At 65.7% G+C, this 19921-nt stretch carries 16 protein-coding genes and 1 riboswitch; of the genes, 5 read left to right on the forward strand and 11 right to left on the reverse strand.

The features are described from left to right. Positions 1–109 precede the first annotated feature (109 nt). Together H3H39_RS01195 and hppD are read right to left on the reverse strand one after the other, a co-directional pair. On the reverse strand, positions 110–3673 hold the full coding sequence (locus H3H39_RS01195; protein ID WP_182151432.1) for an indolepyruvate ferredoxin oxidoreductase family protein: 3564 nt from the start codon (positions 3671–3673) through the stop codon (positions 110–112). Positions 3674–3860: 187 nt separating this feature from the next. Beyond that, positions 3861–4994: a 4-hydroxyphenylpyruvate dioxygenase gene (gene hppD, locus H3H39_RS01200; RefSeq protein ID WP_182151433.1), complete on the reverse strand. Its 1134-nt coding sequence runs from the start codon at positions 4992–4994 to the stop codon at positions 3861–3863. Positions 4995–5120: 126 nt separating this feature from the next. Between hppD and H3H39_RS01205 the strand changes: the two genes are divergently transcribed. Further along, positions 5121–5642, forward strand: coding sequence for an Lrp/AsnC family transcriptional regulator (locus H3H39_RS01205; RefSeq protein ID WP_182151434.1), 522 nt, complete (start codon positions 5121–5123; stop codon positions 5640–5642). A 31-nt stretch (positions 5643–5673) separates the two neighbouring features. Here the strand turns inward: H3H39_RS01205 and H3H39_RS01210 are convergent, their stop codons facing one another. The 4 genes from H3H39_RS01210 to H3H39_RS01225 form a co-directional block, all read right to left on the reverse strand. Further along, positions 5674–6360 (reverse strand): GNAT family N-acetyltransferase, encoded by a 687-nt coding sequence (locus H3H39_RS01210; RefSeq protein WP_182151435.1) that lies wholly within the window; start codon positions 6358–6360, stop codon positions 5674–5676. 81 nt (positions 6361–6441) lie between these two features. Then, positions 6442–7755 carry a multifunctional CCA addition/repair protein gene (locus H3H39_RS01215; RefSeq protein WP_182151436.1) on the reverse strand — a complete coding sequence of 438 codons (1314 nt, stop codon included), beginning with the start codon at positions 7753–7755 and terminating at the stop codon, positions 6442–6444. Positions 7756–7758: 3 nt separating this feature from the next. Further along, complete coding sequence (locus tag H3H39_RS01220) at positions 7759–8475, reverse strand: glutathione S-transferase family protein (RefSeq protein WP_182151437.1); 717 nt, start codon at positions 8473–8475, stop codon at positions 7759–7761. A gap of 32 nt (positions 8476–8507) precedes the next feature. Further along, complete coding sequence (locus H3H39_RS01225; RefSeq protein WP_182151438.1) at positions 8508–10454, reverse strand: lytic transglycosylase domain-containing protein; 1947 nt, start codon at positions 10452–10454, stop codon at positions 8508–8510. Positions 10455–10524: 70 nt separating this feature from the next. On the opposite strand from H3H39_RS01225, the gene H3H39_RS01230 reads away from it, so the two are divergent. Beyond that, positions 10525–11136 (forward strand): 5-formyltetrahydrofolate cyclo-ligase, encoded by a 612-nt coding sequence (locus H3H39_RS01230; protein WP_182151439.1) that lies wholly within the window; start codon positions 10525–10527, stop codon positions 11134–11136. Between the two features lie 54 nt (positions 11137–11190). Here the strand turns inward: H3H39_RS01230 and metF are convergent, their stop codons facing one another. From metF to metK, 4 genes are all read right to left on the reverse strand, one after another. Next, on the reverse strand, positions 11191–12018 hold the full coding sequence (gene metF, locus H3H39_RS01235; protein WP_182151440.1) for a methylenetetrahydrofolate reductase [NAD(P)H]: 828 nt from the start codon (positions 12016–12018) through the stop codon (positions 11191–11193). Next, positions 12011–12361, reverse strand: a complete 351-nt coding sequence (locus H3H39_RS01240) for a phage holin family protein (RefSeq protein WP_182151441.1) — start codon at positions 12359–12361, stop codon at positions 12011–12013. The genes metF and H3H39_RS01240 overlap by 8 nt, the downstream gene beginning before the upstream one ends. A gap of 75 nt (positions 12362–12436) precedes the next feature. Beyond that, positions 12437–13864: an adenosylhomocysteinase gene (gene ahcY, locus H3H39_RS01245; RefSeq protein ID WP_182151442.1), complete on the reverse strand. Its 1428-nt coding sequence runs from the start codon at positions 13862–13864 to the stop codon at positions 12437–12439. Between the two features lie 26 nt (positions 13865–13890). Further along, positions 13891–13960, reverse strand: a riboswitch (S-adenosyl-L-homocysteine riboswitch). Positions 13961–14053: 93 nt separating this feature from the next. After that, positions 14054–15220 carry a methionine adenosyltransferase gene (metK, locus tag H3H39_RS01250; RefSeq protein WP_182151443.1) on the reverse strand — a complete coding sequence of 389 codons (1167 nt, stop codon included), beginning with the start codon at positions 15218–15220 and terminating at the stop codon, positions 14054–14056. A 194-nt stretch (positions 15221–15414) separates the two neighbouring features. Between metK and H3H39_RS01255 the strand changes: the two genes are divergently transcribed. Genes H3H39_RS01255 through dapF form a run of 3 tightly spaced genes read left to right on the forward strand, consistent with a single transcriptional unit; the run spans position 15415 to position 18029 of the window. After that, positions 15415–16269, forward strand: coding sequence for a lysophospholipid acyltransferase family protein (locus tag H3H39_RS01255; RefSeq protein ID WP_182151444.1), 855 nt, complete (start codon positions 15415–15417; stop codon positions 16267–16269). Then, a complete protein-coding gene (locus tag H3H39_RS01260) occupies positions 16266–17147 on the forward strand; it encodes an LpxL/LpxP family acyltransferase (protein WP_182151445.1) in 882 nt (293 codons plus the stop codon). The genes H3H39_RS01255 and H3H39_RS01260 overlap by 4 nt, the downstream gene beginning before the upstream one ends. Before the next feature lie 18 nt (positions 17148–17165). Next, a complete protein-coding gene (gene dapF / locus H3H39_RS01265) occupies positions 17166–18029 on the forward strand; it encodes a diaminopimelate epimerase (protein ID WP_182151446.1) in 864 nt (287 codons plus the stop codon). A gap of 67 nt (positions 18030–18096) precedes the next feature. On the opposite strand, the gene H3H39_RS01270 is transcribed toward dapF, so the two are convergent. After that, positions 18097–19611, reverse strand: coding sequence for a tetratricopeptide repeat protein (locus H3H39_RS01270; protein ID WP_182151447.1), 1515 nt, complete (start codon positions 19609–19611; stop codon positions 18097–18099). Positions 19612–19921 lie beyond the last annotated feature (310 nt).

A 19921-nucleotide genomic window follows, 5' to 3' on the forward strand; every position in this document is an offset into this window, starting at 1 on the left:
GGGCTACATCCGCTTGCGCCCCATGCGGGCCCGAAAAAAAGCCGCCATGTGGCCGTGCGACGAGCTTGCGCGTCGCAGGCACACATGGCGGTTGCGCCACGGACGGTGGTCAGGCCGCGTGGTTCGCTACACCGGCCGGGGCGTGGAAGGCGGCCACCAGCGCCGCCTCCTTCTGCCTGGCGGCCTTGAAGTGGCGCTCCTTCACATGGCCATAGCCGCGGATATCCTCCGGGATGCTGGCGATGGCCACCGCCTGCGCCAGGTTGTCGGCCGTCAGCTTGGGCAGCAGGGCCGACACGGTCGCGCGGTATTCGCCGATCAACGCCCGCTCCATCTTGCGCTCAGCCGTGTAGCCGAAGATGTCGAGCGCCGTGCCGCGCACGCCCTTGAACTTCGCCAGCAGGCCGAACGCCTTCATCATCCACGGACCGAATTCCTGCTTGATCAGCTGGCCCTTGGCATCGTGCTTGGCCAGCAGCGGCGGCGCCAGGTGGAACTTGAGCTTGATGTCGCCCTCGAACATGCCGGCGATCTTCTGCTGGAACGCGCCGTCCGTGTACAGGCGGGCCACTTCATACTCGTCCTTGTAGGCCATCACCTTGTACAGGTAGCGCGCCACGGCCTCCGTCAGGCGGCTGCCCTTGCCCAGCTTGGCCTCCTGCGCCCGCACCTCGTCGACGAACGATTTGTAGTCGGACGCGTAGCGCGCATCCTGGTAAGCCGTCAGCAGTTCCACGCGGCGGCTGACGATGTCGTCCAGCGACTGGGTGCGCTTGAACTCGATCACCTTGGCCGGCGTGGTCAGGCGCACCACGGACGCCAGGTCGTGCGCGGCCGTGCGGCCCCACGCGAAAGCGGCCTTGTTGAAGTTGACGGACACGCCATTGAGCTCGATCGCCTTGACGATGGACGCTTCCGTCAGCGGCACGTGGCCCTTCTGGAACGCATAGCCCAGCATGAACATATTGGTGGCGATCGAGTCGCCCATCAGCGCGGTGGCGATCTGGCCGGCATCGACGAAGTCGGTATGGTCAGCGCCGCACGCCTTGACGATCTCGCCGCGCGAGGAAGCGTCCGGGAACTGCCAGTCCGGGTTCTTGACGAAGGCCGCCGTGGACGAGCCGGTCGAGTTGATGGCCGCGTAGGTGCGGCCCTCGCCCATGCGCGACAGCGCGTCGCGGCTGGCCGTGACGATCAGGTCGCAGCCGATCACCAGGTCGGCGCTGCCGGTGCCCACGCGGGTCGAGTGCAAATCGGCCTGGTGGTCGGCCAGGCGCACATGCGACATCACGGGGCCGCCCTTCTGGGCCAGGCCGCTCATGTCGAGCACGATGGCGCCCTTGCCTTCCACGTGGGCGGCCATGGCCAGGATCTGGCCCACCGTCACCACGCCGGTGCCGCCGATACCCGTGATCAAAATGCCGTAGGGCTGGGCCGTGGCCGGCAGCACGGGCGACGGCAGGACCGGCATGGCGGCGTCGCCGGCGGCGGCCTTCTTGGGCTTTTTCAGGGCCCCGCCTTCCACCGTCACGAAGCTGGGGCAGAAGCCCGTCACGCACGAGAAGTCCTTGTTGCAGGACGACTGGTTGATCTGGCGCTTGCGGCCCAGGTCCGTCTCCAGCGGCTCCACCGACAGGCAGTTGGACTGCACCGAGCAGTCGCCGCAGCCTTCACACACGGCCTCGTTGATGACGGCGCGCTTGGCCGGGTCCGGATACTCGTTGCGTTTCCGGCGGCGGCGCTTCTCGGAGGCGCAGGTCTGGTCGTAAATCATGGCCGACACGCCCGGCTTGTCGCGCAGTTCGCGCTGCACGTCCATCAGTTCGCTGCGGTGGCGCACCGTCACGCCTTCGGCCCACTTGTAGTCGGCCGGGTATTTTTCCGGCTCGTCGGTGACGACGATGATGGGGCCCACGCCTTCAGCCGCGATCTGGCGCGAGATCATGCCGGGGTCCAGCGGGCCGTCGAATTCCTGGCCGCCCGTCATGGCGACGGCGTCGTTGAACAGGATCTTGTAGGTGATGTTGACCTTGGCCGCCACGGCGGCGCGGATGGCCAGCAGGCCGGAGTGGAAGTAGGTGCCGTCACCGAGGTTGGTAAACACGTGCTTCTCGTTGGTGAACGGGGCCTGGCCGACCCAGGTCACGCCTTCCGCGCCCATGTGGGTGAAGGTGGACGTTTCGCGGTCCATCCACAGCACCATGTAGTGGCAGCCGATACCGGCCAGTGCGCGCGAACCTTCCGGCACCTTGGTCGAAGTATTGTGCGGGCAGCCGGAGCAGAAGTACGGCGTGCGGTCGGTTTCCATGTTCGGTTTGACGGACACGGACTTGAGCACCAGTTCCTTCGCTTCCAGGAAGGCGATGCGCTCCTTGACGCGCTGCTCGACGGGATGGCCGGCGCAGTAGTGCGAAATGCGGCTGGCGATGGCGCGCGCGATCTGGGCCGGGTTCAGCTCATAGGTGGCCGGCAGCAGCCAGTCGCCGTGGCCCGTGTGGCCCTTGTTGCTCCATTCGCCAGTGTCGTCGAACTTGCCCACCACGCGCGGACGCTGGCCGTCGGGCAGGTTGTACAGTTCTTCCTTGAGCGCGTATTCGAGGATCTGGCGCTTTTCCTCCACCACCAGGATCTCGTCCAGGCCCTTGGCGAATTCGTGCACGCCGTCCGCCTCCAGCGGCCAGGTCATGCCGATCTTGTACAGGCGCAGGCCGATGTCGGCCGCCGCCTGCTCGTCGATGCCCAGGTCGGCCAGCGCCTGGCGCGTGTCCAGGTAGGACTTGCCGGCCGTGATGATGCCGATCTTCGGCTTGGGACTATCCCAGATGATCTTGTTGAGCTTATTGGCGCGCACATAGGCCAGCGCCGCGTACCACTTGTAGCTGTTCATCCGCACTTCCATGTCCAGCACGGTGTCCGGCCAGCGGATGTTGAGGCCACCGGGCGGCAGGTCGAAGTCGTCCGGAATCACGATCTGCACCCGGTCGGGGTCGAAATCGACCACGGCGCCCGATTCGATGATGTCGGTCACGCACTTCATCGACACCCACAGGCCCGTGTAGCGGCTCATGGCCCAGGCGTGCAGGCCATAGTCGATGTATTCCTGCACCGACGATGGATACAGCACGGGGATGCCGCAGGCGTTCAGGATGTGGTCGGACTGGTGCGCGGTAGAGGAGGACTTGGCCGCATGGTCGTCGCCGGCCAGCACCAGCACGCCGCCGTGCTGGGCGCTGCCGGCGTTGTTGGCGTGCTTGAACACGTCGCCGCAGCGGTCCACACCGGGGCCTTTGCCGTACCACATGGCGAACACGCCGTCGTACTTGGCGTCCTTGAACAGATTGGTCTGCTGGGTGCCCCACACGGCCGTGGCGGCCAGATCCTCGTTCATGCCGGGGTGGAACTTGACGTGGTGTTCGTCCAGGTATTTCTTGGCCTTGATGGCCGTCATGTCGACGCTGGTGACGGGCGAACCGCGGTAGCCGGTGATGTAGCCGGCCGTGTTCAAGCCCGCTTTCAAGTCGCGCTCGCGCTGCATCATGGGCAGGCGGATCAGGGCCTGGGTGCCCGTCATGAAGGCGCGGCCGCGTTCCAGGGTCCACTTGTCGTCAAGGGAAATAGGGGCGTCCGTGTGGCTGCCCGGCTCCAGTTGCGAGCCCTTGTGAGGTGCGTTCATTACTTTGTCTCCAATATGCTCTTTGCGGTGCACCACCGGGCGGGATGGGCCAGGCGGCGCGCGAACCGGCCCGCCTTGTGGGCGAGCCGGTACGGATATGGTGCTAACAGGTTATCACAGGCTGGCGCGCCGTTCTGCGCGACGCTACCGGACCTGGGCAGGGGTCTGCCCCCGGCTTAGTTCTGCCTCAGGCGGCCGTCTTGCCCGGATCCTGCAGCACGCCGCGCTTGATCTGGTCCAGCTCGATCGATTCGAACAGGGCGCGGAAGTTACCCTCGCCAAAGCCCTGGTCACCCTTGCGCTGGATGATCTCGAAGAAGATCGGGCCGATCACGTTCTGGGTGAAGATCTGCAGCAGCAGTTCGCGTTCCGTTTCCGTGCTGTGGCCATCGATCAGGATGCGCATGCGGCGCAGGTCGTCCAGCCGCTCGCCATGGTTGGGCAGGCGGCGGTTGACCAGGTCGTAATACGTCTCGATGGTGTCCTGGAACACGATGCCGCCGTCGCGCAGCTGCTGCACCGAAGTGTAGATGTCGTCCGTGCCCAGCGCGATGTGCTGGATGCCTTCACCGTGGTACTGGTCCAGGTATTCGGCGATCTGCGACTTGTCGTCCGACGATTCATTGATGGGAATGCGGATCTTGCCGCACGGGGAAGTCATGGCCTTCGATTTCAGGCCCGTCAGCTTGCCCTCGATGTCGAAATAGCGCACTTCGCGGAAGTTGAACAGGTTCTCGTAGAACTCGGCCCATTCCTTCATGCGGCCGCGGTGCACATTGTGGGTCAGGTGGTCGATATAGGTCAGGCCATTGCCGGCCGGGTTGGCCACGGCGCCGGGGATGGCGACGAAGTCCACGTCATAGATGCTGATGTCGCCGATGGCGCCCGGCTGCGGCGCGCGGTCCGTCCCGGCGCCCTTGCCGCGCCAGCGGTCCACGAAATAGATCAGCGAATCGCCCACGCCCTTGATGGCGGGGATGTTCAGTTCCATCGGGCCGGTCTTGTTGTCGAAGCCCCAGGCGCCCAGTTCCAGCGCCCGCTTGTAGGTCAGGGCGGCGTCGTTGACGCGGATGGCGATGGCGCACACGGACGGGCCGTGCTGGCGCGCGAAACGCTGGGCGAACGAATCGCGCTCGGCGTTGATGATGAAGTTGATCTCGCCCTGGCGGTACAGCGTCACATCCTTGTGGCGGTGGCGCGCGATGGCCGTGAAACCCATGCTTGCAAACAGGGCGCCGAGCGCCTTGGGGTCCGGCGCCGCGTACTCGACAAACTCAAAACCATCGGTCCCCATCGGGTTGTCCCAAGGTTGAAATTGCATCGCTATCTCCTCGTTAGAATAGCGCACAGTATAGTCCCGGCCCGGCGACATTAAATTGCAAACAATTCCCGTGTTCCGTGAATTTGAGCAATAATATTGCCTGAAAATTTCATTATTGAGGTATTTATGACCAAGATAGCGCTCGATAAGACAGACCGCAAGATACTCGGCATCCTGCAGCAGGACGGCCGCCTGTCCAACCAGGACGTGGCCGAGCTGGTCAGCCTGTCGCCTTCGCCTTGCCTGCGCCGCATCAAGCGGCTGGAGGAAGCGGGCGTGATCCGCCAGTACGTGGCGCTGCTGGACCCGGACAAGATCGGCCTGGGCCTGCTCGCTTATGTGAACGTGCGGCTGGAGAAGCACAGCGAGGCGGCGGCCCACAGCAACGCCCGCGCGCTGGGCGCGGCGGCCGCGCCGGTCTCGCCGCGGGCCGACTTCGCCGACTCCGTCGCGCAGTGGCCGGAAGTGGTGGCCTGCTATGCGATGACGGGGGAGATGGATTATTTGCTGCGGGTCCACGTGGAGGACATGGACCACTTTTCGCGCTTCATGATGGCGACGCTGCTGCGCCACCCGGCCGTGCTGGACGTGAAATCGTCGTTCGCCCTGCAGCGCATCAAGGACACCACGGCGCTGCCGCTGGTGTGATGCGCAGCCTGCCGCCGCGTGGCGGGGCCGCTCAGTCCGTGTGCGCCTTGCGGCCGATCAGCCGGTTCAACCACTTGCTGGCGAAGCGCTTGTTGGCCTTGAGCGTGTAATCGAGCGTGGCGAATTGCTCGTCCAGCGCTTCCTGCAGCACGCTGGTGGGATTGGCCGGCGGCAGTTTCAAATAAGCGTCCGCCTCGCCGTAATCGCGGTGGATCTCCATGCCGGCCTTTTTCGCGATGTGCATCATGGTGGCGTTGGACGACAGGCAGTGCATGTACAGGGTGTCGACATCGCTGTTGCGGCAGTGGATGGCGGCCCGCTCGAACAGCTTGGTGCCCACGCCCATGCCGCGCACCGTCTTGCCGACGGACACGCCGAATTCGGCCACCTGCTCTTTTTCCGTCACGGCGTTCTTGTCCGGCTCCGTGGGCGCGAACGCCAGATGGCCCACGGCCACCAGCGTAAACAGCCGGTTGTAGACGCCAAATACGTTGTCGCGCGCGAAGTCGATCCGGTCGACGTAGGCCGTCACCTGCTCGTCGGGCAGCATGGTGCCGAAGCGCAGCAGGCGGTCGCGCGGCTCCAGCGCCAGGAAATGCTTGACCATGCGGCGCCGGTCGCGCTCACTCAATTCCTTGACCAGCACGGTGGGCCGCTTGCGCTCGCCGTTGCTGTCGCGCCGCCGGAACGGGTTGGAAAACACATCGGTCGGGTTCACTGGTAGGCTCCTCGCCGCCGCAAAACAAGAGAGTGGAAAGCACGCATGGTGCGGCGCAACATGCCCCTATTGTAACGCAGCTCAGGCGCCAGGGGCCGGCGCGCCGCCATCGCCGGCGTCACTATCCGGGCCGGCCTTGATTTCATCATCATCGTCGTCCGGCGCGGCCGCGCCCAGCGCCGCCTTCACGGCCGCCACCCTGGCCTTGCGCACCATTTCCGGGATGCGCTGCGGTTGCCCGGCGCAGCGCTGCGCCACCTCGCCCGCGTTCACGCCACGCGCCGCCGCCAGCGCGGCCTGCAAGTGGGCCAGCTGGGGGAAAGGCTGGTCGCGGAAACTGGCCGTGGCGCCGCTGCGGCCACGCGCGTCGCAGCGCGCCGCTTCCAGCATCTGGATGAAGCGGGCCGGCTTGCGGAAGCCGTCGCAACGCTCCAGCAGGTCGACGATGGTGCTCGGGCGCAGGATCAGCGCCCGGCACACGTTGCCATGTTCGCGCGCCGTCATCACGGCCAGGTCGCGGCATTCGGTCGGCACCCGCAGGCGCTGGCACAACTGCTCCACCAGCTTGACGCCCAGCCCTTCGTGGCCATGGTGGGACGGCCAGTTGGCCGGCGGCGTGGCGCCCTTGCCCAGGTCGTGCAGCAGGCAGGCGAAGCGCACCGGCAGTTCCAGCCCGGCGTCGGCCGCGCAATCGACCACCTGTTCGATATGCGCGCCCGTGTCGATTTCCGGATGGTGCTGCACCGGCTGCGGCACGCCCCACAATTTATCCAGTTCCGGCAGTATGCGCGCCAGCGCGCCGCAATCGCGCAGCACTTGCAGCATGCGCGATGGACGCTGCTCCATCAAGCCGCGCGACAATTCCTGCCAGACCCGCTCGGCCACCAGCGCGTCCACTTCGCCCTGCTCCACCATGCGCCGCATCAGGGTATTGGTTTCCGGCGCCACCGTGAACTCGGGAAAACGGGCCGCGAAACGGGCCACGCGCAAAATGCGCACCGGGTCTTCCTCGAACGCGTCCGACACGTGGCGGAACACGCGCAGTTGCAGATCGCGCTGGCCGCCGAACGGATCGGTCAGGGTGCCGTCGTCGGCGCGGGCGATGGCGTTGATGGTCAGGTCGCGCCGGATCAGATCCTGTTCCAGCGTGACTTCGGGCGCCGTGTGGAACACGAAGCCGCGATAGCCGGGCGCCGTCTTGCGCTCGGTGCGGGCCAACGCGTATTCCTCGTTGGTTTTCGGATGCAGGAACACGGGGAAATCCTTGCCCACCGGGCGGTAGCCCTGCGCCAGCATGGCCTCGGGCGTGGCGCCTACCACCACATGGTCGCGATCCTTGACGGGCAGGCCCAGCAGGGCGTCGCGCACGGCGCCGCCCACCACATAAGTTTGCATGCGTCAGTCCGGCATGTCAGCGTCGTGGCGGGGCGCCATTTCCGTCTCGGCCAGCGCTTCCGTGATCCAGCGTGCCACGGCAGGATGGGCGCGCACGCGGTCGCAGTATGCGTTCAGGGCCGGGGCCAGCGTCACGCCGTAAGTACGGAAGCGCATCACGACGGGTGCGAAGAAGGCATCGGCGATGGTGAATTCACCGAACAGGAACTGGTGGTGGCCAAAGCGCGACAGGCACTCCTCCCAGATTTCGCTGATGCGGCCGATGTCGGCCTGGCTGCCGGTGGTGCGGCCCTTGCCCGGATAGCTGGCACGGATGTTCATGGCCATGGCCGTGCGCAGGTCGGCGAAACCGGAATGCATTTCCGCGCACACGGAACGGGCCATGGCGCGCGCGGCCACGTCCTGCGGCCACAGGTGCAGCTCCTGGAACTGCTCGGCCAGGTATTCGCAGATGGCCAGGCTGTCCCAGATCGTCATCTCGCCCGCCAGCAGCACCGGCACCCGGCCGGCGGCCGAATAGGCGGCGATGCGGTTGGCCGTATCGTCCTGGTCGAGCAGCACCCGCACTTCCTGGAACGGAATGCCGAACGCCGTCATGGCCACCCACGGCCGCATCGACCAGGACGAATAATTCTTGTTGCCGATGATGAGCGTGAGGCCGGGCGCGCGCGCGTTGGCCAGGGCTTGCGACAGGGTGGGATCAAGTTCAGTGGTTTGCATGGAGTGGTCCGGAGTAAGGCGTCTGGTGGATGCTAACGGGAGCCGAAGCTGGTTTCTTGTTGTTCCTGCGTCGAATAACCCTTGGGCGCCACCGTGCCGAGGCGCGCCTTGAGCGACTGCGGCCGGCCTTCGAACAGGGCCGCGTAGTAAGTGGCGTTGGACATCACGTTCTTCACGTAGGTGCGGGTTTCGGGATACGGTATCGATTCGATGAAAACGGCGCTCTCCATCGGTTTGTCGAGCGTGGCGCGCCAGCTGCGCAGGCGCCCCGGCCCGGCGTTATAGGCGGCCGTGGCCAGCGTCTGCGAACCGTCCATGCTGCCCAACACCATGTTCATGTAATTGGTGCCCAGCAGGATGTTGGTGCGCACGTCGCTCAGCATGTTCTGCACGAAGTCCGTCAGGCCGATCTTCTTGGCCACCCAGCGGCCGGTGGACGGCATCACCTGCATCAGGCCCGAGGCGCCCACGGACGATTGCGAATCCATGATGAAGCGCGATTCCTGGCGGATCAAGCCATACACCCAGGCTTTGTCCAGGCCCAGGGTCTGGGTGGCCGGGTGCATGATGTCGTCATGCGGGGACGGGAAGCGTTGGGTGTAATCGACCTGGATGCGGGTCTTTTCCGAGGTGCTCACCATGCGGTCCAGGATATTGTTCTGGCGCGCGAATTCGGCCGCCGCAAGGTGCTGGCGTTCGCTCAGGCCGCGCAGCGCCCAGTTCCACTCGCGCGTGCCTTCGAAGCGCAGCCGCATCGAGAAGAACTTGAGCGCGCGCTGGAAGTTGGGATCGGCCGCGAACGGCGTGATCTCGGCCTGCGTGATCGGTGGCCCGGCCGGCGGAATGGTGATCAGCTGGCCCAATTCCTCCAGCGCCAGCTGGCCGTAGAAATTGGACTGGTCGGAAATGCCGCGCAACAGTTGCGCCGCCTCGCCCGTGGGCTGGCTGGCGCCCGACTCGGCCATCAAGGCGCGGGCCTGCCAGTAGATCCACGCCGGGTCGTTGCGCAGCGCCTGCGGCATGGCGCGGATGCCGGCGCGCACCTGCTTCCAGTCGCCGGCGCGCAAGGCATAGCGCACCCTCCACTGCTGGGCCTCCAGCGACAGCGGCGCACCGGCCGCCTTGCGCCAGTAGTCGGCCGTTTCCGGCGCCAGCGAGTAGGAAGAAGCGAGCGCGATGTTGCCCCAGCCGATGGCCTGTTCCTGCGCCGTCAGCCTGGGGGCCGCCTTTTGCAGCGCCAGCGCGGCCAGCTTGACGCTGGTGCGCGCCATGCGCCCCACGGCCACCAGGTAAATCTCGTGATCGATGCGGCCGCTGCCCACGCCCTTGGCCAGCGCGATGGCGGGCAGGTCGATGGCCTGGCCGATGCGTTTTTCCGGCCCGCCCAGCAGCAGCATGGTGCGCTTGCCCGGTCCGGTGGCGTCGAACTGGCCCGCCAGGCGCACCTGGGTCCACAAGTCCTCGCTGTCGAACTGGCCGTTCTGGGCCAGCGTGGCGATCAGGCTGGAACAGGCTTCGCCGTACACGGTGGGATTGACCAGCAACACGCGCGCCTGCTCGGCCACGCGCTGGCCCTTGAGCGCGCGCGACAGCAGGCCATAGCATTTGACCTGGGTGTCATCGTTCAGCACGAACAAGGGCTGTTGCTCGTCGAAGGTGGTCCAGTCGCGCTTGCGGCCCAGTTCCAGCAGCCAGTCGTTGCGCAGGCGGTCGGCGATGGCGCTGCCCTCGTAGCGGCGCAGGAACTCGCGCACCTCGCTGTTGGCGGCGTCGCGCAGGTGCGACTTGAGGCGGTAGTAATCGACGTAGGAAGGAATCTGGTAGTTGGCCAGCCGGTCGGCATAGAATGCCACCTTGGAAGCGTCGTCCTGGCGCACGGCGTCGCGCAGCAGCAGGAAAGCGTCGTCCTCCTTGCGGCTGCTGTCGATTCCACTATCGTCGGCGCGGCTCCATGGTGAGGCCAGGCAGGCTGCGGCCATCACGGCGCCGGCTATCCATTTTGAAGCGGAATTCAATGTGCAACTCTCAATCAAGTCTTAAAACAGTTATATGACCAGCGATCCTAGAATACCACGCGCCACCACAGCGCCGCCAGCGGCAACGCCCCTGTCCAAGGCCGATTTGCGCAAGCATTTGCTGGGTATCCGGCGCACGCTGGACGCGGCCACGCGCGCCGCGTGGGACGCGGCCATCGGCCGCCACGTGCTGGCGTGGTCGGAGGCGGCGGCCGTCGACGCGCTTGGCGTGTACTGGCCGCTGCGCGACGAACCGAATCTGCAAGCGGCCTACGGGGAACTGGCGCGGCGCGGGGTACGCCTGCTGTTGCCGGTGGTGGTGGAAAAACATGCACCGCTGGCGTTCGCGGACTGGCGCATCGGCGAAGCGATGGTGAAGGATGGGATGGGGGTGGCGGTGCCGGCCGACCTGCGGCTGGCGCCACGCCCGGCGGCGCTGCTGGTGCCCTGCCTGGGCTACAACGGCCACGGCTACCGGCTCGGCTACGGTGGCGGTTTCTACGACCGCACGCTGGCAGCGCAGCCACGGCCGCGCACGGTGGGCGTGGCCTACGCCTGCCAGCAGGCTGACTTTGGCGACGATCCGCACGACATCGCGCTCGAGCGCATCGTCACGGAACTGGGCACGGCCACGCCGGGCGCCTGACACTGCGGCGGACCGGACAACGGGCTGGCCCGGTCCGCGCGCCTGCTTGCTGAATTACACCAGGCGTTGCCACAGCGCCGTCGTCGGCGCCGCCTGGTTCATGCTGTAGAAATGCAGGCCGGGCGCGCCGCCGGCCAGCAGGCGCTGGCCCAGGGCCGTCACCACGTCCAGGCCGAACGCCTTGATGGACGCCGTATCGTCGCCGAAGCTGGCCAGCTTGAGGCGCACCCAGCGCGGGATCTCGGCGCCGCACATGTCGGAAAAACGCATCAGCTGCGTGTAGTTGGTGATCGGCATGATGCCCGGCACCACAGGCACGGTGATGCCCAGCTTGCCGCATTCGTCCATGAACTGGAAGTAGGCGTCGGCGTTGTAGAAATACTGGGTGATGGCGGCGTTGGCGCCCGCTTTCACTTTGCGCTCGAAGGCCAGCAAGTCGTCCTGCGGCGAACGGGCTTGCGGGTGGGTTTCCGGATAGGCCGCCACTTCGATGTGGAACCAGTCGCCCGTCTCGGCGCGGATGAATTCCACCAGCTCGTTGGCGTAGCGAAATTCGCCGGCCGCGCCGTAGCCGCTGGGCAGGTCGCCGCGCAGCGCCACCACGCGGCGGATGTTGTTGGCCTTGAATTCAGCCAGGATGGCGCGGATCGATTCGCGCGTGCCGCCCACGCACGACAGGTGAGGCGCGGCCTGCTCGCCGGCGGCCATGATTTCCAGCACGGTGTCGAGCGTGCCGCGCTGGGTGGTGCCGCCCGCGCCAAAGGTCACGGAAAAATATTTGGGATGCAGCTCGGACAGCTTGGCGCGCGTCACGCGCAGCTTGTCCGCCCCTTCCGCCGTCTTGGGCGGAAAGAATTCGATACTGAAATTAGGGTTATCCATCGGCGTTCTTCAAAAGTAAGGTAGACAAAGCCCAGGAAATCACGCTGTACAGCACGGCGCCGCCCATGGCCGACCAGAAACTGTCGACGTGGAAACCGGTCACCCACTGCGCCACCAGCCAGAACATGAAGCCGTTGATGACGAAGATGAACAGGCCCAGCGACACCACGGTCACGGGCAGCGTCAGCACCAGCAGCACGGGCCGGATCAGCGTATTTACCAGACCCAATACGAGGGCTGCGACGAGGGCCGCGCTGATGCTTGTGACATCGACGGAATGCATCAGGTAGGGCACTGCCAGCAAGGCAGCGGCATTGATTAACCAGGTAAGGACCAAACGCATGATGAAGGGCTCGCGGCAAAGTAGTCGGAAAGCGGCGGCCGGCCGGACACTGCCAGCCAGCCGCCATGACGCCGATTAGTAGCGGTAGTGCTCAGGCTTGTACGGACCTTGCTTGGTCACACCGATGTAAGCGGCTTGCTCGTCGGTCAGTTCAGTCAGCTGGGCGTTGAGCTTCTTGAGCTGCAGGCGCGCCACTTTCTCGTCCAGGTGCTTGGGCAGCACGTACACGCCGACCGGGTAGTTGGCCGTGTTGGCGTACAGCTCGATCTGGGCAATGGTCTGGTTGGCGAACGAGGAGCTCATCACGTACGATGGGTGGCCCGTGCCGCAACCGAGGTTGACCAGGCGGCCTTCGGCCAGCAGGATGATGCGCTTGCCGCTCGGGAAGATCACGTGATCGACCTGGGGCTTGATGTTTTCCCAGGTGTATTTCTTCAACGCGGCGACGTCGATCTCGTTGTCGAAGTGGCCGATGTTGCAGACGATGGCCTGGTCCTTCATGGCCAGCATGTGCTGTTCGGTCAGGATGTGGTAGTTGCCGGTGCAGGTGACGAAGATGTCGCCGTGCTCGGCCGCGTAATCCATGGTCACCACGCGGTAGCCTTCCATGGCCGCCTGCAGCGCGCAGATCGGGTCGATCTCGGTCACCCACACCTGGGCCGACAGGGCGCGCATGGCCTGGGCCGAGCCCTTGCCCACGTCGCCATAACCGGCGATCACGGCGACCTTGCCGGCCACCATCACGTCGGTGGCGCGCTTGATGCCGTCCACCAGCGATTCACGGCAGCCGTACAGGTTGTCGAACTTGGACTTGGTGACGGAATCGTTGACGTTGATGGCGGGGAAGGCCAGCTTGCCTTCCTTGTGCATCTGGTACAGGCGGTGCACGCCGGTGGTGGTTTCCTCGGTCACGCCCAGGATGTGCGGCAGGCGCTTGGAGTACCAGTTGGCGTCGATGGCCAGGTGGGCCTTGATGGCGTTGAACAGGCAGATTTCCTCTTCCGAACCAGGGTTGGCCAGCACGGAGAGGTCTTTTTCAGCGCGGGCGCCCAGGTGCAGCAGCAGCGTGGCGTCGCCGCCGTCGTCCAGGATCATATTGGAATAGACGGGGTTGCCGGCCGCGTCGGCGGGCCATTCGAAGATGCGGTGGGTGTAATCCCAGTATTCATCCAGGGTTTCGCCCTTGATGGCGAACACGGGGGTGCCGTTGGCGGCGATGGCGGCGGCGGCGTGGTCCTGGGTCGAGTAGATGTTGCAGGAAGCCCAGCGCACTTGCGCGCCCAGCGCTTCCAGGGTCTGGATCAGCACGGCCGTCTGGATCGTCATGTGCAGCGAACCGGTGATGCGGGCGCCCTTGAGCACCTGGCTGGCGGAAAATTCCTCGCGGATGGCCATCAGGCCCGGCATTTCCGTTTCAGCGATCTTGATTTCTTTGTTGCCCCAGGCGGCCAGGGAGATGTCGGCGACCAGGTAGTCTTGTGCGGATTTGAGTACGGCGTTCATCACGCCCTCCTTTCAGTGAGAAAAAAGTAACGTGAGCGCGGTTGCAGATTCCGAGCCTGGCGAATCGGGTTGATTCGTCGCAACGCTCCTCGGAAGCAGTATTTTACAAGAAAACGGGGGGCGGGCCACGTTTTTTGGTGCCCATGGCGCCAAACAACGGGCCCGCCCCCCGGCGGGGTGACGATGACGTTACTTCAGGCCGGCGGCGTCGCGCAGGATGGCGGCCTTGTCGGTGCGCTCCCACGTGAATTCCGGCTCTTCGCGGCCGAAGTGGCCGTAGGCGGCCGTCTTCTGGTAGATCGGGCGCAGCAGGTCCAGCATCTGCACGATGCCTTTCGGACGCAGGTCGAAGTGCTCCATCACCAGCGCGGCGATCTTCTCATCCGAGATCACGCCCGTGCCTTCCGTGTAGACCGTGATGTTGATCGGCTTGGCCACGCCGATGGCGTAGCTGACCTGCACCTGGCACTGGCGCGCCAGGCCGGCCGCCACCACGTTCTTGGCCACGTAGCGGGCCGCGTAGGCGGCCGAACGGTCGACCTTGGATGGATCCTTGCCGGAGAACGCGCCGCCGCCGTGCGGGCTGGCGCCGCCGTAGGTGTCGACGATGATCTTGCGGCCGGTCAAACCGCAGTCGCCCTGCGGGCCGCCGATGACGAAGCGGCCGGTCGGGTTGACCAGGTAGCGGGTCTCGTTCAGCCATTCACGGGGCAGCACTTGCTTGATGATGTCCTCGATCACGGCTTCTTCGATGTGCTTGTGGCTGATCTCGGGCGAGTGCTGGGTCGACAGCACCACCGTGTCCACGGCCACCGGGCGGCCGTTGACGTAGCGCAGCGTCACTTGCGACTTGGCGTCCGGGCGCAGCCATGGCAGGCGGCCATCCTTGCGCAGCTGCGACTGGCGCTCGACCAGGCGGTGCGCGTAGTGGATGGCGGCCGGCATCAGCTCGGCCGTCTCATCGCAGGCGTAGCCGAACATCAGGCCCTGGTCGCCGGCGCCCTGGTCGAGGTCGATACCGGCGCCCTCGTCCACGCCCTGGGCGATGTCGGGCGACTGCTTGTCATAGCCCACCAGCACGGCGCAGCCGCGGTAGTCGATACCGTAGTCCGTGTTGTCGTAACCGATACGTTTGATGGTTTCGCGCGCAACTTGAATATAATCCACGTTCGCGTGCGTCGTGATCTCGCCAGCCAGCACCACCAGACCGGTGTTGCACAGCGTTTCGGCGGCCACGCGGGCTTTCGGGTCCTGGGCCAGGATGGCGTCCAGGATGGCGTCGGAAATCTGGTCGGCGACCTTGTCCGGGTGGCCTTCCGACACGGATTCAGAGGTAAAGAGGTAATCGTTAGACATCGCAAGCTCCTGATTGGTGAAAATGATTGTCGCTTACCAATACGGCTTGCGACGCTTTAGCGATATTTATATTCCGCCTCGCAAGTTGTCTGTTAACTCAGCGGATACTGCATACGTGGTATTTTACGCTTCTTAAAAAAAATTTGGCTAGGCAAGTCCTCGATTTTTGCCTCATATCAATATAACGAATCTCCATGCTAGTCCTCCTGTTCCGCTTCCTTTCCATTTTCCCATTGCCAGTTTTGCATGCCCTGGGCGGCGCGCTGGGCTGGGTGGTGTACCTGTCCTCGCCGTCCTACCGCCGGCGCATGCGCGACAACCTGGCCCAGGCCGGCTACAGCGCCTATCTGCCGGCCGCCATCGCGGAAGCGGGCAAGAGCATCGTCGAGCTGCCCTTCATCTGGTGCGGCGCGCCGGCGCGCGTGTCGCGCCATGCCAGCGACGAGAACTGGCAACTGGTGCAGGCCGAACTGGACGCCGGACGCGGCATCGTGTTCCTCACGCCCCACCTGGGCTGCTTTGAAATCGTGGCGCAGGAAATCGCGCTACGCACGGAACTGACGGTGATGTACCGGCCGCCCAAGAAAGCGGCCCTGAAGCCGCTGGTGGAAGGGGCGCGCGCGCGCGACAACCTGCTGCTGGCCCCGGCCAATATGTCGGGCGTGCGCATCCTGGCCAAGACGCTCAAGAAAGGCCGCCCGATCGGCCTGCTGCCGGACCAGGTGCCGCAGGAGGGCGAAGGCGTGTGGGCCGCATTCTTCGGCCGCCCCGCCTACACCATGACCTTGCCGGCCAAGCTGGCCCAGATGGGCGACGCCACCGTGATCGTCACCTACGCCGAGCGCCTGCCGCACGGCAAAGGCTACCTGATCCGCTTCGTGCCCTTCACCGACAGCCTGGACGGCACGCCGGCCCAGCAGGCACGCACCATCAACGCCGCCATGGAACAACTGATCGCGCGCGCGCCGGCCCAGTATTTCTGGAGCTACAACCGCTACAAGGTGCCGGCCGGCGCCACCGCGCCCGACGCCGGCCAGGAGGGCGCATGAAAGCCATGCTCGCATTGATGTGGCTGCTGCACTGGCTGCCCTTGCCCCTGCTGGGCCGCTTCGGCGAGCTGGTGGGCAGCATCCTGTTCCTGCTGTTGCGTTCGCGGCGCCATATCGCGCTCACCAACTTGCGCCTGTGCATGCCCGAATTGACGGAAGGGCAGCGCGTCGTGCTGGCGCGCCAACATTTCCAGGCCTATTCGCGCAGCGTGTGGGAACGGGGCATCCTGTGGTGGGCCTCGGAAGCCCGGCTGCGGCGCCTGATCAAGGTGGAACCAGGTCCGGTGCCGGTGGCCCAGATGACGGAACGGCCCACCATCCTGCTGTGCCCCCATTTCGTCTGCCTGGACGTGGCCGGTGTCGCCATCGCCATGGAAACGAGCGCATCTTCCATGTACGTGCAACAAAAGAACGCCGCGTTCGACAAGGTGCTGCGCCAGGGCCGCTCGCGCTTCCAGCCCGTGCGCCTGTTCACGCGGCAGGACGGTATCAAGCCGATTTTGCGGGCGTTGAAGGAAAAACTGCCCTATTTCATGTTGCCGGACATGGATTTCGGCGAAAAAGACGCGGAATTCGTGCCCTTCTTCGGGATCCAGGCCGCCACCCTGACGGCCACGGCCCGTATCGCCGCCACCACGGGCGCCCAGGTGATGCCCGTGATCGCCACGTTCCTGCCCAATTACCAGGGTTGGCGTGTCAAGTTCTATCCGGTGTGGGACAATTACCCCGGCCCCGACATGGTGGCCGCCACCCGCAGGATGAACGCCTTTATCGAGGACGAGGTGCGCGTGGCCCCGGCCGAGTATTTCTGGACCCACAAGCGGTTCAAGACCCGGCCCCAAGGCGAAGCGTCGCTGTACCAGCGGCCCGCCCCCTGACCTGACAGATAAGCGACAATGAAACTGAAATTCACCAAGATGCATGGCGCCGGCAACGACTTCGTCGTGATCGATGCCATCCACCAGCAGATCGACTTCACGCCCGCCCAATGGCAAAAGCTGGGCGACCGCCGCTTCGGCGTCGGCGCCGACCAGATTTTATTGGTGGAGCGCCCCACCCAGCCCGGCTGCGATTTCCGCTACCGCATCTTCAACGCCGACGGCGGCGAAGTGGAGCAATGCGGCAACGGCTCGCGCGCCTTCGTCAAATTTGTGGCGGAAAAAGGCTTGAGCCAGGCCCGCCGCATCACGGTCGAAACCAAGGCCGGCGTGATCGCGCCCCGGCTGGAGGATGACGGCAGTATCACGGTCGACATGGGCGCGCCCGTGCTGGAACCGGCCCGGGTGCCGTTCGACGCGGACGGCCTGCAAGGCCAGCCGCAAGGCCGCGACACCCTATGGCCGCTGCTGCTGGAACTGGGTGGCGCGCGCGAACAGGTGCTGGTGTCGGCCGTGTCGATGGGCAACCCGCACGCCGTGCAGGTGGTGGAGGACGTGGACCTGGCGCCGGTGGAACTGACGGGGCCGCTGATCGAACACCATGCGCGTTTCCCCAACCGGGTCAACGCCGGTTTCATGCAGATCGTCGACCGCCACCACGTCAAGCTGCGCGTCTATGAACGGGGCGCGGGCGAAACGCTGGCCTGCGGCACCGGTTCCTGCGCGGCCGTGGTGGCCGGTATCCGGCGCGGCCTGCTGGACTCGCCCGTGCGGGTCGACGCGCGCGGCGGCCAGCTGTCCATCGCCTGGGACGGCGAAGGCCAGTCCGTGTTCCTGACGGGGCCGGCCGTGACCGTGTTCGAAGGCGAGATCGAGATCTAAGCCGGATCAGGCCCGAATCAGGCCGGCGAGCGCCGGCCCGCCACCCCATCCTAAACGGCCAGCCCGCTTAGGCCGCCAGCAGGCTGGGCATGCCCGCCCCCAGCCAGGTCTTGAGCCGATACAAACGCTGGCGGTAATTGCCTTCCAGCCCATCCGGGCCGCTATCCACGTGTTCGAACTGCCGCACGATGCGGTCCAGCGCCTGGCGCTGCTGCGCCGTGCGCAACAAAATCAGGCGCCGCTTGCTGCGCCCGTAACTGGCGCGGATATCGACTACCAGGCAGTGGCCATGGTCGGCCGCCTTCACATCCAGCAACAGGGTTTCAGCCCGGGTCAGGCCGAACAGGCTGGCCAGTTCGATGCGGGCCGCCAGCAGCGGCTGGCTGTCGGCCAGGGCCCGCGTCAGCAAAGGCAGCACCGCCTCGGTCCAGCTGGGCGCGGCGGCCGGCGCGGCGATCCTGGCCAGCACGGCCTCGGCCTCGGCACAGCCCTGGGCCGCCGCCTTTTGCAACCAGTAGGCGGCCCGTACATCGCTCATCTCCCCATTGCGGCGGGTACGCCACGCATACAGGCCGCATTCGAGCTGGGCCACCCGGTGCCCCAGCTCGGCCGCCCGCTCCAGGTAAGCCTGGGCTTCCGCCACGGAGCGTTGGGAAAATTCCGGTTTCAAATAGATGCGCGACAGCGCGAACCACGCTTCGGCCCTGCCCTGCTCGCCGGCCAGGGTCAGCCAGCGGATGGCGCGCTTGAAGTTGACGGCGGCGATGCCGGCCGCCAACCGTTCGCCGGCGCAATTCATGCGGGCGAACCACAGGCCCAGCGCCAGTTGCGCCTGGCGATCGCCCCCATGCGCGGCCAGTTCCCGGCACTGCTGCAGTTCCGGATCGTGTTCGGCCAAGCCATCGAGCGCCTCGGCGCAACGCGCCAGCAGCAGCACTTGCTGGGGCTCGACGGGCCAGCCCGCCACACGCGCCGCCTCGGCGTCGGCCGGCGCACCCTGCAACACGATGCGCGCCAGCGGCAGCGCCGCGCGCAGGTAGGCCCGATCATCCCGCGCCTGCCACGCTTGCTCCAGCAAGGCATACTGATGGGCGCATGGCGCCGGCCGCGGCGGGCCGTCATCGGTAACCGTGGCCGGCGCCACCACCGGCGGCGCCACGTCGCCGCGCTGGCTGGCCAGCAAGCGCCGCGCTTCGGCCGAACCGTCGCGGGCCGCGTGCTCCAGCGCCAGCAGGGCCTTGGTGCGCAAGGTGTCGTCGGCCGGCGCCGCCTGGCCGCCCAGCACCAGTTGCGCCAGCACCAGGCCGGCCGGCGCCACCCCGGCATCGTAGGCACGGTCGTACCAGGCCAGCACGGCCGGCTGGCAATGTTGTGCATGTTCAAATGGAATGTGGCGGCCGATCAGCATCCACGCTTCGTCCTGCCGCTGCTGGGCCGCCCGGTTCAACCAGTGCAAGGCCGTCGGCATGCTGCGCGGCAGGCTGGCGCCGCCAAACAGGTACAGTTTGCCCAGCGCCAGTTGGCTGACCGCGTCTCCCGCGCGGGCCCCCCGGATGATTGCTAGTTCTTCTCGATTTGCCATCGTCTCACTATGCATGCGATTCATGAAAGCGGGCGGTGCGTCCGTGCGGTCTGTGCGCGCTTGGGACGGCCGATGTTGTGCCAATATCTTGCCATGAAAGAAGAAGATCAGGCCAGATAAACACGGGGGCAGTGTAGCGCGGGGCGCCGCCGGCGGCGTGGCGTACGCGCGACGCCGCCCCTATCTCCTTGATTTAGCGCAAATCTGCACGCTATGTGCCGTGTAGTGTGAAGGCAACCTCCGATCCACACGTGAAAGGAAATCATATGCACGTCCGGTTTCTGACCAGCCAATCAAGCGTTTCAAAAAT

This window comes from Rugamonas apoptosis, assembly GCF_014042355.1.
Lineage (GTDB): Bacteria > Pseudomonadota > Gammaproteobacteria > Burkholderiales > Burkholderiaceae_D > Rugamonas > Rugamonas apoptosis.